15 protein-coding genes are annotated in these 13,739 nt (G+C 68.5%); 6 read left to right on the top strand and 9 right to left on the bottom strand.

The features are described from left to right. Positions 1-11: 11 nt before the first annotated feature. Both can and ACWV14_RS04595 read right to left on the bottom strand, forming a co-directional pair. A complete protein-coding gene (gene can / locus ACWV14_RS04600) occupies positions 12-746 on the bottom strand; it encodes a carbonate dehydratase (RefSeq protein ID WP_454906394.1) in 735 nt (244 codons plus the stop codon). A gap of 30 nt (positions 747-776) precedes the next feature. Continuing rightward, entirely contained in the window at positions 777-1,172 is a 396-nt protein-coding gene (locus ACWV14_RS04595) for a MerR family transcriptional regulator (RefSeq protein ID WP_081269634.1), read from the bottom strand. 120 nt (positions 1,173-1,292) lie between these two features. On the opposite strand from ACWV14_RS04595, the gene ACWV14_RS04590 reads away from it, so the two are divergent. From ACWV14_RS04590 to ACWV14_RS04575, 4 genes are all read left to right on the top strand, one after another. Continuing rightward, on the top strand, positions 1,293-2,363 hold the full coding sequence (locus ACWV14_RS04590) for an MBL fold metallo-hydrolase (RefSeq protein ID WP_454906396.1): 1,071 nt from the start codon (positions 1,293-1,295) through the stop codon (positions 2,361-2,363). Between the two features lie 9 nt (positions 2,364-2,372). Further along, positions 2,373-3,680, top strand: coding sequence for a leucine-rich repeat-containing protein kinase family protein (locus ACWV14_RS04585; RefSeq protein WP_454906398.1), 1,308 nt, complete (start codon positions 2,373-2,375; stop codon positions 3,678-3,680). Next, on the top strand, positions 3,677-4,597 hold the full coding sequence (locus ACWV14_RS04580; protein WP_454906400.1) for a pseudouridine synthase: 921 nt from the start codon (positions 3,677-3,679) through the stop codon (positions 4,595-4,597). The genes ACWV14_RS04585 and ACWV14_RS04580 overlap by 4 nt, the downstream gene beginning before the upstream one ends. A 68-nt stretch (positions 4,598-4,665) precedes the next feature. Continuing rightward, entirely contained in the window at positions 4,666-5,436 is a 771-nt protein-coding gene (locus tag ACWV14_RS04575; RefSeq protein ID WP_454906402.1) for an SDR family oxidoreductase, read from the top strand. 16 nt (positions 5,437-5,452) lie between these two features. Here ACWV14_RS04575 and ACWV14_RS04570 read toward each other — a convergent pair whose 3' ends face one another. From ACWV14_RS04570 to glyQ, 7 genes are read right to left on the bottom strand one after another with little or no spacing between them, the layout of a single operon-like run. Beyond that, the gene (locus ACWV14_RS04570) at positions 5,453-6,433 is read right to left on the bottom strand and encodes a M48 family metallopeptidase (RefSeq protein WP_454906404.1); all 981 of its coding nucleotides are present in this window, start codon (positions 6,431-6,433) and stop codon (positions 5,453-5,455) included. Positions 6,434-6,450: 17 nt separating this feature from the next. After that, the gene (locus ACWV14_RS04565; RefSeq protein ID WP_454906406.1) at positions 6,451-7,221 is read right to left on the bottom strand and encodes a lysophospholipid acyltransferase family protein; all 771 of its coding nucleotides are present in this window, start codon (positions 7,219-7,221) and stop codon (positions 6,451-6,453) included. Further along, positions 7,221-7,799 (bottom strand): D-glycero-beta-D-manno-heptose 1,7-bisphosphate 7-phosphatase, encoded by a 579-nt coding sequence (gmhB, locus tag ACWV14_RS04560; protein ID WP_081270146.1) that lies wholly within the window; start codon positions 7,797-7,799, stop codon positions 7,221-7,223. Before gmhB ends, ACWV14_RS04565 begins: the two co-directional genes overlap by 1 nt. Beyond that, positions 7,796-8,350, bottom strand: a complete 555-nt coding sequence (locus ACWV14_RS04555) for a DUF6036 family nucleotidyltransferase (RefSeq protein WP_454906408.1) — start codon at positions 8,348-8,350, stop codon at positions 7,796-7,798. The genes gmhB and ACWV14_RS04555 overlap by 4 nt, the downstream gene beginning before the upstream one ends. Beyond that, positions 8,319-8,648, bottom strand: coding sequence for a hypothetical protein (locus tag ACWV14_RS04550; protein WP_454906410.1), 330 nt, complete (start codon positions 8,646-8,648; stop codon positions 8,319-8,321). The genes ACWV14_RS04555 and ACWV14_RS04550 overlap by 32 nt, the downstream gene beginning before the upstream one ends. A 25-nt stretch (positions 8,649-8,673) precedes the next feature. After that, positions 8,674-10,815: a glycine--tRNA ligase subunit beta gene (gene glyS / locus ACWV14_RS04545; RefSeq protein WP_454906412.1), complete on the bottom strand. Its 2,142-nt coding sequence runs from the start codon at positions 10,813-10,815 to the stop codon at positions 8,674-8,676. 3 nt (positions 10,816-10,818) lie between these two features. Continuing rightward, the gene (glyQ, locus tag ACWV14_RS04540) at positions 10,819-11,727 is read right to left on the bottom strand and encodes a glycine--tRNA ligase subunit alpha (protein WP_454906414.1); all 909 of its coding nucleotides are present in this window, start codon (positions 11,725-11,727) and stop codon (positions 10,819-10,821) included. A 191-nt stretch (positions 11,728-11,918) separates the two neighbouring features. Between glyQ and ACWV14_RS04535 the strand changes: the two genes are divergently transcribed. Next, positions 11,919-12,896, top strand: a complete 978-nt coding sequence (locus tag ACWV14_RS04535; protein WP_454906416.1) for a diacylglycerol/lipid kinase family protein — start codon at positions 11,919-11,921, stop codon at positions 12,894-12,896. Positions 12,897-12,914: 18 nt separating this feature from the next. Beyond that, positions 12,915-13,736 (top strand): metallophosphoesterase family protein, encoded by an 822-nt coding sequence (locus tag ACWV14_RS04530; RefSeq protein ID WP_454906418.1) that lies wholly within the window; start codon positions 12,915-12,917, stop codon positions 13,734-13,736. The last annotated feature ends 3 nt before the right edge of the window (positions 13,737-13,739 follow it).

Raw genomic sequence — 13,739 nt, 5'->3', positions numbered from 1 at the left:
CGCTGCGCCGCTCAGGTGGCTGCGGTGGTGCCGTCGGCCTCGGGCTGCGCCGCCGTGATCGACTGCACCGATGCGCCGGGCTTGCCCCACTTGTAGCGGATGCGCTGCACCGCGGCCTTGTAGACGGCGTCGAGCGGCTGGGTGCCGTCCACGCTCAGGCCGAGGTCCTGCAGCAGGCCGTCGTGCACGCCGAAGGTCCAGCCGTGGATGCGGACCTTCTGGCCGCGCGCCCAGGCGTCGACCATGACGGTGCTGACGGCCACGTTGACCACCTGCTCGGCCACGTTGAGCTCGCACAGTGCATCGACGCGTGCTTCCTCGTCGGGCAGGCTCTCGAGCATCACGTGGTGGCGGTCGCGCACGTCCTGGATATGGCGGATCCAGTTGTCGGCCAGGCCGATGCGCTTGCCGCTGAGCGCAGCCTTGACGCCGGCGCAGCCATAGTGGCCCACCACCATGATGTGCTCGACCTTCAGGTGCTCGACCGCGAACTGGATCGCCGAGAGCGCGTTGAGGTCGGAGTGCACCACGATGTTGGCCACGTTGCGGTGCACGAACACTTCGCCCGGCTCCAGGCCGGTGATCTGGTTGGCGGGCACGCGGCTGTCGGAACAGCCGATCCACATGTAACGCGGCGTCTGCTGCTTCACCAGGCTGGTGAAGAAGCCGGGGCGGTCACGCTCCATCTGGGCGGACCAGGCACGGTTGTGGGCGAAGAGGTCGTTGAGGTTATCGGTGTCGGACATAGTCAGCTATTGTCGATGAGTCGTGTGTTTTCAGGCTTTGGCGGCCTTTTGCGCCCTGGCCAGCGTGGCGCGCCCCTTTTTCTCGTGCTCGCGCACTTCCGCGAGGTTCGCCTGCAGTTCGGCCAGCTGCGCCTCGAGCTGGGCCCGGTGGGCACCCAGCACGCCGAGAAACTTTTCCAGCTGCGGCACCGTGTCGCGCGGGCTGTCGTACATGTCGAGGATGTCCTTGGCCTCCGTCAGGCTCAGGCCGAGGCGCTTGGCGCGCAGCGTGAGCGTGAGCCGGGCGCGGTCGCGCGCGCTGTAGATGCGCTGCAGCCCGGCGCGCTCGGGCGTGAGCAGGCCCATGTCCTCGTAGAAGCGGATGGCCCGCGTCGTGAGGTCGAATTCCTTCGCGAGCTGGCTGATGGTGAAGGTTTGCGCAGGCATGACGACAGTGGAGGCGAAAGGAACGCCGGAAGGAGGGTTACCGGGGCGACAGCAGGTTTCCCCCGTGATCCCTACAATGGTGCCCTTATTCCATGACGTTTACGTAAACGTCAATCTTACATGAACCTCCTCGAACGCGAACTCCACTACCCCCTGGGCGACACGCTGCCCCAGCCCGGCGAAGCCATGGAAGTGGCGCCCGGCGTGCGCTGGATCCGCATGCGGCTGCCCTTCGCGCTCGACCACATCAACCTCTGGCTGCTGCGCGACACCATCGACGGCGTGACGGGCTGGACGGTGGTCGACTGCTGCATCGCCCACGACGAGGCCCGCGCGCAGTGGGAACAGATCTTCGAGACGCAGCTGCAGGGCCTGCCGATCCTGCGCGTCATCGTCACCCACATGCACCCCGACCACATCGGCCTGGCCCACTGGCTGTGCCAGCGCTGGAACGTGCCGCTGTGGATCAGCTCTACCGACTACCACGTGGCGCGCGTGCTCAGCACCGCCGGCGACACCCTGGCAGGCGGCGAACAGGCCGCGCGCTTCTTTGCCTCGCACGGCCTGACCGACCCCGAATCCATCGCCAAGATCCGCGCGCGCACCAACTACTACGCGAACATGGTGCCCTCGGTGCCCGACAGCTTCGTGCGCATGCTCGACGGCGACACCGTCATGATCGACGGCCATGCCTGGCGATGCATCAGCGGCTACGGCCATGCGCCGGAGCACATCTCGCTGTACTGCGACGAACTCAAGCTGCTGCTGGGCGGCGACATGATGCTGCCGCGCATTTCCACCAACGTGAGCGTGCATGCGGGCGAGCCCGAGGCCAATTCGCTGCGGCTCTTTCTCGACAGCATCGACAGGTTCAAGGCCCTGCCGGCCGACACGCTGGGCCTGCCCTCGCACGGCAAGCCGTTCACCGGCATCCACCGCCGCGTCGAACAGCTGCAGGAGCACCACCGCGACCGACTGGCCGAACTGCTCGAAGCCTGCGTGGCGCGCCCGCTCACCGCTGCCGAAGGCCTACCGATCCTGTTCAAGCGCGAGCTCGACCTGCACCAGATGACCTTCGCCATGGGCGAGACCGTGGCCCACCTGCACCTGCTGTGGTTCTCCGGCCAGGTGAAGCGCGAGCTGGGCAAGGACGGCATCTACCGCTTCGGCCCCAAAGCCACCACGGCTTAGACTCTCCGGATGGACGACACGCTGGCTCAGCTGCGCGCGGGCCGGCTGGCAGGCGCAACAAGAATCGACCTCTCGTGCGGACTCACCGAGTTTCCGCGAGAGGTTTTGGACCTTGCCGATTCGCTCGAGGTACTGAACCTGTCGGGCAATGCGCTCGACACCCTGCCCGACGACCTGCACCGCCTTCACAGGCTGCGCGTGCTCTTCTGCTCCGACAACCGCTTCACCGAGCTGCCCGAAGCCGTCGGCCGGTGCCACAGCCTCGACATCGTGGGCTTCAAGGCCAACCGGATCCGCAGCGTGCCGGCCGCCGCCCTGCCGCCTTCGCTGCGCTGGCTGATCCTCACCGACAACCAGATCGAAGAACTGCCCGATGCGCTCGGCGCATGCACTCGCATGCAGAAGCTGATGCTGGCGGGCAACCTGCTGCGAGCGCTGCCGCCTTCGATGGCCGAGCTCGAGCGGCTCGAACTGCTGCGCATCTCGGCCAACCGCTTCGAGACGCTGCCCGGATGGCTGCCGACGCTGCCGCGCCTGTCGTGGCTCGCCTGCGCCGGCAACCCCTTCGACACGCAAGCCGAAGACGCCGCCATCGCCGCGCGGTCGGTACCGCATGTCGACTGGCATGAACTGACGCTGGGCCGCAAGCTCGGCGAAGGCGCATCGGGCGTGATCCACCAGGCGACGCTCGGCGCATCGCAACAGGTGGCGGTCAAGCTGTTCAAGGGCGCTGTCACCAGCGACGGCTGGCCTCACAGCGAAATGGCCGCCTGCATCGGCGCGGGTGCGCACCCCACGCTGATCGCGGCGCAAAGCCGCATCGACGGGCATCCACAGGGCACCGAAGGCCTGGTGATGGGGCTGGTCGACCAGCGCTTCACCACGCTCGCGGGGCCGCCGAGCCTGGCATCGTGCACCCGCGACGTCTATGCGGACGATGCACGCTGGCCCGCCGCCGTCGCCCTGCGCATCGCGCGGGACGTCGCGTCGGCCATGCAGCATCTGCATGCGCGCAGCATTCTTCATGGCGACCTGTATGCGCACAACATCCTGCGCAGCCCCGAAGGCGAAGGCCGGCTCGGCGACTTCGGAGCGGCCTGGATGACCGGCTCGCTCGACGATGCGCAGGCACGTGCATTCCAGGCGCTCGAAATGCGCGCCTTCGGTTGCCTGCTCGAAGAGCTGCTCGAGCGCTGCACCGACGCAGCGCCGGCATCGGTGAGCGCCTTCAAGGACCGTTGCCTGCAGCCCGTTCCCGCCGCGCGGCCTTCGTTTGCCGAAGCGTTGCCGCTGCTGCGGGAAGCAACCGCGCGATGACGAGACGCCGGCCGCCGCAGCTGCCGCTGCCCACGCGCGATGGCGTTGGCCCCAGTTGCGTCGGCCTGCCCCATGGCCCTTGGCCGACCATCGCCGAGTTCCTGATCGAGCGCTTCCCCGCCATCACGCGCGAGGCCTGGCTCGAACGCATCGCGGCGAACGACGTGATCGACGAGTACCACGTGCCGGTGACGGCGCAGCGCCGCTACCAGTCGCCGCTGCGCGTGTACTACTACCGCTCCCTCGACAACGAGGTGCACATTCCTTTCGAGGAACAGGTGGTGTTCCAGGACGACCAGTTGCTGGTGGTCGACAAGCCGCCTTTCGTGCCGGTCACGCCCACCGGCAAATACCTGCAGGAAAGCCTGCTGGTGCGGCTCAAGCGCAAGCTGAAGATCGACGACCTGGTGCCGCTGCACCGCATCGACCGCAGCACCTCGGGGCTGGTGCTGTTCTCGGTGCGGCCCGAAACGCGCGGCGCCTACCAGGCGATGTTTCCCGAGCGCCGCATCGACAAGCACTACGAAGCGGTCGTGCCCTGGCAGGACGGCGTCTCGTCGGTGCCCTCCACCTACCGCAGCAGGCTGGTCGACGACGACCATTTCATGCGCGTGCGCGAGGAGCCCGGCGAGCCCAACTCCGAGACGCACATCGAACTGCTGGCCGCGCGCGACGGCCAAGCGCTGCTCAAGCTCTCGCCGGTCACCGGCCGCAAGCACCAGTTGCGCGTTCACTGCCAGGCGTTGGGCATGCCGATCGTCAACGACCCGATCTACCCCGTGCTGTTGCCCGAGAACACCGACGACTTCGACAAGCCGCTGCAGCTGCTGGCCAAGTCGGTGGCCTTCACCGACCCGGTCACCGGCGAGCCGCGCCGCTTCACCAGCCCCCGGAACCTGTCGCTGGCACCAAGGTGACGCGGCCGGGGCGCGGCGCGCACTAAGCTCGTTTCCTGAAAATCTTTCATTCAGGAGACAACCGCACCATGGACACCACCAAACTCTTCTCGCTGAAGGGCCGCACCGCACTGATCACCGGCGGCTCGCGCGGCATCGGCCGCATGATCGCCGAGGGCTACCTGGCCCAGGGCGCGCGCGTGTACATCTCGGCGCGCAAGGCCGCGGCCTGCGACCAGACGGCAAAAGAGCTGTCGGCATTCGGCCACTGCGTGTCGCTGCCGGCGGACGTGTCGACGGTGGAAGGCGCGCAGAAGCTGGTAGAGGCCTATGCGAAGCACGAAGGCACGCTCGACATCCTGGTGAACAACGCCGGCGCGGCCTGGGGGGCGCCCTATGCGGAGTTCCCGGAAAGCGGCTGGGACAAGGTAGTGGACCTGAACCTCAAGACGCCCTTCTTCCTCACCCAGGCGCTCACGCCGATGCTCAAGAAGGCCGCTACGGACCACCTCGCGAAGGTCATCAACATCGCCTCGATCGACGGCATTTCCGTCAATCCGCAGGAAACCTACTCGTACGCGGCCAGCAAGGCCGGCCTGATCCAGCTCACGCGGCGCATGGCACTGCGGCTGGCGCAAGACCGCATCGTGGTGAGCGCAATCGCGCCCGGCGCCTTTGCCTCGGACATGAACAAGGACGCGCGCGACCACGGCGACGAGGTCAAGGGCCGCATTCCCGCCGGACGCATCGGCGTGCCGGAAGACATGGCGGGCGCGGCCATCTACCTGGCGTCGCGCGCGGGCGACTATGTGATGGGTTCGACGCTGGTGGTGGACGGCGGCGTCACGCACGCACGCTGAGCCGGCCCGGCAGGCTTCAGGACCAGCGGGGAACCGCTTCGTCCTTGAGCTGGCGGCGCAGCTGGTCGTAGTCGGGCACCACGCTCTCGACGGTTTCCCAGAAGCGGTGCGAATGGTCCATCACGCGCAGGTGGGCCAGTTCATGAGCGACCACGTAGTCGATCACCGGCATGCGGAAATGAATCAGCCGCCAGTTGAGCCGGATCGACCCGTCGGCGCTCGCGCTGCCCCAGCGCGTGGCCGCGTTCGACAGCGACAGCTTCTGCCAGCGCACGCCGAGCAGCGGCGCGAAGTGGTCGAGCCGCTCGATGAAGAGCTTGCGCGCCTGCCGCGTGAGCCAGGCCTGCGCCGCGTCGCGGATCTGAGAGGGCTCGGCGTTCTGCGCCACCGCCAGGCGCAGCACGCGCGGCCCGGCGCCTTCCTTTTCGTCCAGCGTGCCGCCGACGCTGGCAAAGCCGTGCTTCGGGTCGAGCCGGATCACCACCGGCTCGCCGAGAAACGGAAACTCCGCGCCGTCCCGCCACTCGATGCGCGTGGCCTCGACGCGCGCGTGGCGCTGCTGCGTCTCGGCCAGCTTGCGCAAAATCCAGTCCGACTTCTCGCGGATGGCCGCATCGACATCGCGCAACGCCACCCAGCGCGGCGCGCGCACCGACAGCCCCTCGGCGCCCACGAGGAAGCCGATGGTCTTGCGGTTGCCGCGCTTGAATTCATAGGCCACACGCGCCGAGCCGAGCACCAGTTCGCGCGTGGCCTGCGGGTGCGCGAAGCTGGCGAGCGTCAGGGTGTCGGCCAGCGGCACGGCCGGCGGGCCGGGAACCAGGTCGCGCGGCGCCACTGGCGCAGGCGGCGCGGCGGGACCGACAGCAGGAGGCGCGGCCACGGGGCCGGCAGGCTTCTTCGCGCGGCGCGGCGGCTTGGGTGCCGGCGCACGCGGGGCGAACTCGCTCCCCAGTCCCTCGAACAGGTCCAGCGTGAACTGCAGCAGGCCCCCCATGGCGGGTTCTCTTTCGTTCAGCTCGCCGCTTCTTGCTGCAGCTGCGGCGGGCTGTCGCGATAGGCCTCGGGGTCGAGGCGGCGCATCTCGGCCTCGATCCAGGCCTCGACTTCGCGCATCAGTTCGTCGGGCTTGCGGCCGACGCTGGAGATGGCCGGGCCGATCGACACGTCAACCACGCCCGGGCGCTTGATGAAGGCCTTGCGCGGCCACACCTTGGCCGAGGTCACGGCAATGGGGATCACCGGCACGCCGGTCTCGCAGGCCAGCCGCGTGCCGCCGCTCTTGTAGGTGCCCTTCTGGCCGCGCGGAATGCGCGTGCCCTCGGGGAACATGATGATCCAGATGCCCTGCGCCAGCAGCTTGCGGCCCTGGCTGACCACCTTGTTGAAGGCCTGCGCGCGCTGGCTGCGGTCGATGTGGATCATGTCCAGCCGGGCCATCGCCCAGCCGAAGAACGGGATGTAGATCAATTCTTTCTTGAACACGTAGGCCAGCGGATGCGGCATCAGCGTGGGCATCAGGAAAGTCTCGAGCGTGGACTGGTGCTTGACCAGCAGCACCGCGCCGGCGAGCTTGTCGGTCGGCAGGTTCTCCATGCCGCTCACGCGCGTCTTGATGCCCAGCAGCACGCGCGCGCCGCCGATGGCCCAGCCGAGCCAGCGCTCCGCCATCCAGTAGAGCGGAATGCCGCGCTTCCAGAGCGAGCTGACGCACATGATGATGCCCCAGGGAATCACGGTGACGAGCATCCACAGCGCGTGGAGAACGGAACGGAAAAACGCCATCAGACAGTCACCTGCAAAGCGGCCCGCGCTTCGCGCGCGAGCAGAAAATCGACAAAGGCGGCGAGGTCGGTGTGGACCACCGTATTCGCCGGATATTCGGAAGGCAGCGGATCGACGCCGCGGCAGGCCGCGCCCATGCCCGTGAGCAGGAGGTGCGGCTCGCAGCCGGCGGCCGCGCCGGCCTGGAGATCGCGCAGGCTGTCGCCCGCGGTAGGCACGCCCTTCAGATCGATGCCGTAGCGGTCGCCGATCTGCAGGAACAGGCCCGGCTTCGGCTTGCGGCAGTCGCAATCCTCGTCCGGGCTGTGCGGGCAATAGAACACCGCGTCGATCCTGCCGCCCACCGCCGCGAGCATCTTGTGCATCTTGGCGTGCATGGCGTTGAGCGAGGCCATGTCGAACAGTCCGCGGCCCAGGCCCGACTGGTTGGACGCGATCACCACGTGCCAGCCCGCATGGTTGAGCCGCGCCACCGCCTCCAGCGCACCAGGCAGCGGCGTCCACTCGATGTCGCTCTTGACGAAGTCTTCGCGGTGCACGTTGATCGTGCCGTTGCGGTCGAGGATGACGAGTTTCATGAATGCACTCCCGCTTCGATGCGACGCCGTTCGATCCAGTCGCCAATTTGCGCCATCGGGTATTTCGCCACATCCAGCAACGCGGCGCGCTCGCGCAGGACCACCGGCGACACCAGCTCGAGCCTGAGCAGCTCGCGCACGAAATCGGCGTCTTTCTCGCGTCCCGCCACGCACTTGGACAACGCCAGGTCGTGCAACTCCGGACACACTACCGTCAGTTCACCGACATAGTGAAGGCTGGCGCGCTGCATCCAGTCGCCCGGCATCACCGCCGTTTCCGGGCCCACGCCGTCCGCGTGATAGCCGAAGGTGTCGTCGAAGCTCGACAACGCGCCGATGGCGCCATCGATCAGGTCCGACTTCTCGGGATGCAGCGCCGGATAGAGATCGAGTTCGCGCGAAACCAGCAGGCTCTGCGGCGCATCCTGCAACAGGAAGAGAAGCGCCTGGCTGCCGATCACGACAAACGACTGCTCCTGCGCAATCGCGGCCGCCGCGCGCAGCACATGTTCCGCTTCGCTACGCTGCATGTGCGCCTTGCCGCGCCGCACGCAGGAGTTCGCCGCGTTCGCGCTGCGTCATGAGGACGCCAACGGGAGAAACATTGCGCAGCGCCACGGCGTGGTCGTCGGTGCCGCAAGTAGCGGCCTCGATGGCATCGACACCCGCCGCCAGCATGGCCCGCCACTCGTTCCAGTAGGCGTCGGACCGGGTCGCTCCGGCCTGCGCCTGCCATCGTTCGAGCGTTGCCGAAACATCTGCGATCCGCCCCGGATCGGCGCGCAGTCGCGATACCGCCAGGCGGTGCGCCTGGAGCAGGAAATCGTCGATCTGTTGTTGCCGGTTCATGGGGCGAATTATCGAGCGCGGGAACTCAGACGGCCAGCCGCTCGAGCTGCGCCACGCGGTTCATAGCGGCGTGCAGCGACATCAGCAGGCCCAGGCGGTTCAGCCGCAGGTCGGCCTGCTCGGCGTTGACCATCACGCCGTCGAAGAAGGCGTCGACCGGCTCGCGCAGCGCGGCCAGCGTCTGCAGCGAGGCGGTGTAGTCGCCGGCTTCGAACTGCGCGTTGGCGGCGGGCACCACCTGCGCCATGGCTGCGTGCAGCGCCTTCTCGGCGGGCTCTTGCAGCAGCAGTTCGCTGACGTGCGCGTCGGCCTCGGGGGCCTTCTTGAGGATGTTGCCGATGCGCTTGTTGGCGGCGGCCAGGGCGGCGGCGGCGGGCAGGGCGGCAAAGGCGCGCACCGCCGCAAGCAGCTTGGGCACTTCGCCCAGGCGCTGCGGACGCGGCGCCAGCACGGCGTCGACCTCCTGCGCGCTGGCGCCCTGCTCGCGCAGGCTGCCGGCCAGGCGGTCGAGGATGAAGTCCTGCAGTTCGCCCGTGGCGCGGCTGCTTTCGAAACCGGCAATGCCGCTGAACTGCGCGGCGGCGTCCTGCAGCAACGCGTCGAGGCCCAGCGGCAGGTCTTTTTCGATCAGCATGCGGATCACGCCGAGCGCATGGCGGCGCAGCGCGAACGGGTCGCGATCGCCGGTAGGCAGGTTGCCGATGCCGAACATGCCTACCAGCGTTTCCAGCTTGTCGGCCAGCGCGACCACCAGGCCCACGCTGTTGCGCGGCAGCTCGTCGCCTGCGAAGCGCGGCTTGTAGTGGTCCTCGATGGCATCGGCCACCGCGGCGTCGAGGCCGTCGTGCTGGGCGTAGTAGCGGCCCATGATGCCCTGCAGTTCGGGGAACTCGCCGACCATGTCGGTCACGAGGTCGGCCTTGGCCAGTTGCGCGGCCTGGGTGGCTTGCGCGGCCAGCGCCGAATCGCCCAGCTTTTCGGCAATGCCGCGCGCGATGCGCATCACGCGCTCCACGCGCTCGCCCTGCGTGCCCAGCTTGTTGTGATAGACCACCTTGCCCAGCGACTCGACGCGCGAGGCCAGCGACTTCTTGCGGTCCTGGTCGAAGAAGAACTTGGCGTCGGCCAGGCGCGGGCGCACCACGCGCTCATTGCCGCCGATGACCGCGCTCGCGTCGTCGGGGCTGATGTTGCTGACGACCAGGAACTTGTTGGTGAGCCTGCTCGATGCGTCGAGCAGCGGGAAGTACTTCTGGTTGGCCTTCATCGTGAGGATCAGGCATTCCTGCGGCACTTCGAGGAACTCGCGCTCGAAGCTGCAGACCAGCACGTTGGGGCGCTCGACCAGCGCGGTCACTTCGTCGAGCAGCGCGTCGTCGTGGATGGGCACCGAGCCGCCGCCGACCTTCACCGCCGCTGCGGCCAGCTGGCGCGCGATTTCGGCGCGGCGCGCCTCGAAGCTGGCGATGACGGCGCCTTCTTCCTGCAGCTGCAGCGCGTAGCTGTTGGCGTCGCGCAGCACGACCGGATCGAGCGCCGCCTCGAAGCGGTGGCCGTGCGTTTCGCGGCCGGCCTTCAGGCCCAGGGCCTCGATGGGCACCACGGCGTCGCCGTGCAGCGCCACCAGGCCGTGCGCCGGGCGCACGAAGCTCACGCTGGTCCAGCCCGGAAGCTCGCAGCCGCTTTCGAGCTGATAGCTCATGACCTTGGGAATCGGCAGCTTGGCGATGGCCTCTGCCAGCGCCTTCTGCAGGCCCTCGGCCAGCGTGGCGCCCTTGGCGGTGCTTTCGTAGAACAGGGCTTCGGCCTTGCCGTCCATCGCGCGCTTGAGGCCGGGCACGGCCGAGGCGTCGGCGCCCAGCGCACCCAGGCGCTTGAGCAGCGCGGGGGTGGCCTGGCCCGAGGCGTCGAGGCCAACGGCCACGGGCATCAGCTTCTGCGACACGGCCTTGTCGGCGGCGCGCTCTGCCACGTGCGTGAGGTGCGCGGCCAGGCGGCGCGGCGAGGCGTACGGCGTGAGCACCGAGCCGGCTTCGGCCAGGCCTTGCGCCACGAGCTGGTCGCGCAGCACGCCCGCAAAGGCGTCGCCGAGCTTCTTCAGCGCCTTGGGCGGCAGTTCTTCGACAAACAGTTCAACCAGCAGGGAATTCTTCATGGGAGTCGTCATGGCTCAGGCCGCCTTCTTCGGGGGGATCTGCGCGACCCATTCGCGCGGCGCCATCGGGAAGCCCAAGCGCTCGCGGCTGTCGTAGTAGCTCTGCGCCACGCTGCGCGCGAGGTTGCGGATGCGGCCGATGTAGGCCGCGCGCTCGGTCACGCTGATCGCGCCGCGCGCGTCGAGCAGGTTGAAGCTGTGCGCGGCCTTGAGCACCTGCTCGTAGGCCGGCAGCGCGAGCTGCTCGGTCATGAGGTGCTTGGCCTGCTTCTCGTGCGCGTTGAAGGCGGTGAAAAGGAACTCGGCGTCGCTGTGCTCGAAGTTGTAGGTCGACTGCTCGACCTCGTTCTGGTGATAGACGTCGCCGTAGGTCACGCCGGGCGCCCATTCCAGTTCGTAGATGCTCTCTTTTTGCTGCAGGTACATGGCCAGGCGCTCCAGGCCATAGGTGATTTCGCCGGTGATTGGCTTGCAGTCGATGCCGCCGACCTGCTGGAAATAGGTGAACTGCGTCACTTCCATGCCGTTGAGCCAGACTTCCCAGCCCAGGCCCCAGGCGCCGAGCGTGGGGTTCTCCCAGTCGTCTTCGACGAAGCGGATGTCGTTTTTCTTCAGGTCGAAGCCCAGGGCTTCGAGGCTGCCGAGGTAGAGCTCGAGGATGTTGGAAGGCGCGGGCTTCAGCACGACCTGGTACTGGTAGTAGTGCTGCAGGCGGTTCGGGTTCTCGCCGTAGCGGCCGTCCTTGGGGCGGCGGCTGGGCTGCACGTAGGCGGCTTTCCAGGGCTCGGGGCCGAGGGCGCGCAGGAAGGTGGCGGTGTGCGAGGTGCCCGCGCCCACTTCCATGTCGTACGGTTGCAGCAGCGCACAGCCCTTGTCGGCCCAGTACGACTGCAGTTTGAGAATGATTTGCTGGAAGGTCAACATGAAGCTGGCCGGCAGGGGCCGGACATTGGACGGTAGCGCGGCGAAGCACCGCGAAAGCGGGCGATTTTACGTTCGGAGGGCAACTCTCCCACAGCGGCTCGGGAAGTCGCCTGCTCGCGGAGCGGCGCCGCGGGTGAGACAACACCTCACCCCGTCACCCCCGCCCCCGCGCCGCCCCACCTTCCAGAAACATGCCAGCGCCAGAAACCGGACCCGACTCCCCCCTGTTCATCGTGCTCAATGCCGGCTCCGGCAGCGAGGACGTGGCCGAGGCCCGCCGGGTCATCGAGGAAGGCTGCGCGGCCGCCGGGCGCAAGCACCGCATCTTCCTGATCGACGGTCCCGGCCGGGTCCAGGCGCTCGCGCGCGAGGCCGTCGAGCGTGCCCGCGCCGTGGGCGGCGTGGTGGTGGCCGCGGGCGGCGACGGCACCATCAACGCGGTGGCCCAGGCCACGCTGGGCAGCGGCTGCGCCTTTGGCGTGCTGCCGCAGGGCACCTTCAACTACTTCAGCCGCACCCACGGCATTCCGCGCGACACGGCGCGGGCACTGCACATCCTGCTGACCGAGCAGCCCCGGCCGGTGCAGGTCGGGCTGGTGAACGACCGGGTGTTCCTGGTCAACGCCAGCATGGGCCTGTACGCGGAATTGCTGGAAGAGCGCGAGACCTACAAGGCGCGCTACGGACGCAGCCGCTGGATCGCCCTGGGCGCCGGCCTGCTGTCGGTGCTGCGCGGCCACCGGCACTGGAACCTGCACATGGCCTGGCGCGGCAACGAGCGCGACATCCGCACGCCCACGCTGTTCGTGGGCAACAACCCGTTGCAGTTGCACCAGGTCGGCATTGCCGAGGCCGACGTGCCCGAGCAGGGCCAGTTGGCGGCAATCGCGCTCAAGCCCGTGGGGCCGCTGTCAATGCCCGGCCTGCTGGTGCGCGGCGCGCTCGGTCGGCTCGGCGACGCAGACGAGGTGCTGAGCTTTCCGTTCGAGTCGCTCACGGTGAAGGCCCCTCGCTCGCCGGGCATGACGGGTGCACGCCGTGTGAAGGTGGCGACCGACGGCGAGATCGGCTGGGCCGACATGCCGCTGCTGTTTCGCGTGTCGCCGGAGCGGCTGTGGCTGGTGCGCCCCGCGCAGACGGCGCCCGAACTCGAAGCGGCGCGCGAATGAGCGCCCAATGAGCTCCCGATGAGTTGCCTGCTGCAGATCTCCGACCCCCACTTCGGCACCGAGCAGCCTGACGTGCTGCAGGCGCTGGAGCGGCTTTCGGGTGCGCTGTCACCGGGGGTGGTCGTATTCTCCGGCGACATCACGCAGCGTGCCACCGTGGCGCAGTTTGCGGCGGCGCGCGCCTTTGCCGACCGGCTCGGCGCGCCGGTGCTGGCGGTTCCGGGCAACCACGACATTCCGCTGTACCAGCTGGCCGCGCGCGTCTTCTCGCCCTACGCGCGCTACAGCCAGGTCTTCGGCGACGACCTGGAGCCCGAGTTCGAGTCGCCCGAGTGGCTGGTGATCTCGGTCAACACCACGCGCTGGTACCGGCACGAAGACGGCGCGGTCTCGCCCGCGCAAGTCGAGCGGGTGGCGCAGCGGCTGGCCTTGGCCGCGCCTTCGCAGGTGCGCGTGGTGGTGACGCACCAGCCAGTGATGGTCACGCGCACGCAGGACCTGGGCAACCGCCTGCATGGGCGCGAGCGGGCGGTAGCGCGCTGGAGCGCGGCGGGGGCCGACCTCATCCTGGGCGGGCACATCCACCTGCCGTTCGTGCGTCCGCTGCACGACGCGTTCTCGGGCTGCGTGCGCACGGCCTGGGCGGTGCAGGCCGGCACGGCCGTGTCGTCGCGCGTGCGCGCCGGGCATCCCAACTCGGTGAACGTGGTGCGCGCGGACATCGCCGATGGCCGACGCGCGTGCCGCGTGGAACGCTGGGACTACGTGGCGCGCGACAAGGCCTTCGGCTGCGCTGAAGTATTCGGACTTTCTCTTGCCAGCGAGGCGGTGCGGCCTTAGGGT

This window comes from Variovorax durovernensis (assembly GCF_977011995.1).
The sequence above is the reverse complement of the archived record's forward strand: the minus strand, read 5'-3'. Positions and strand labels throughout refer to the sequence as shown.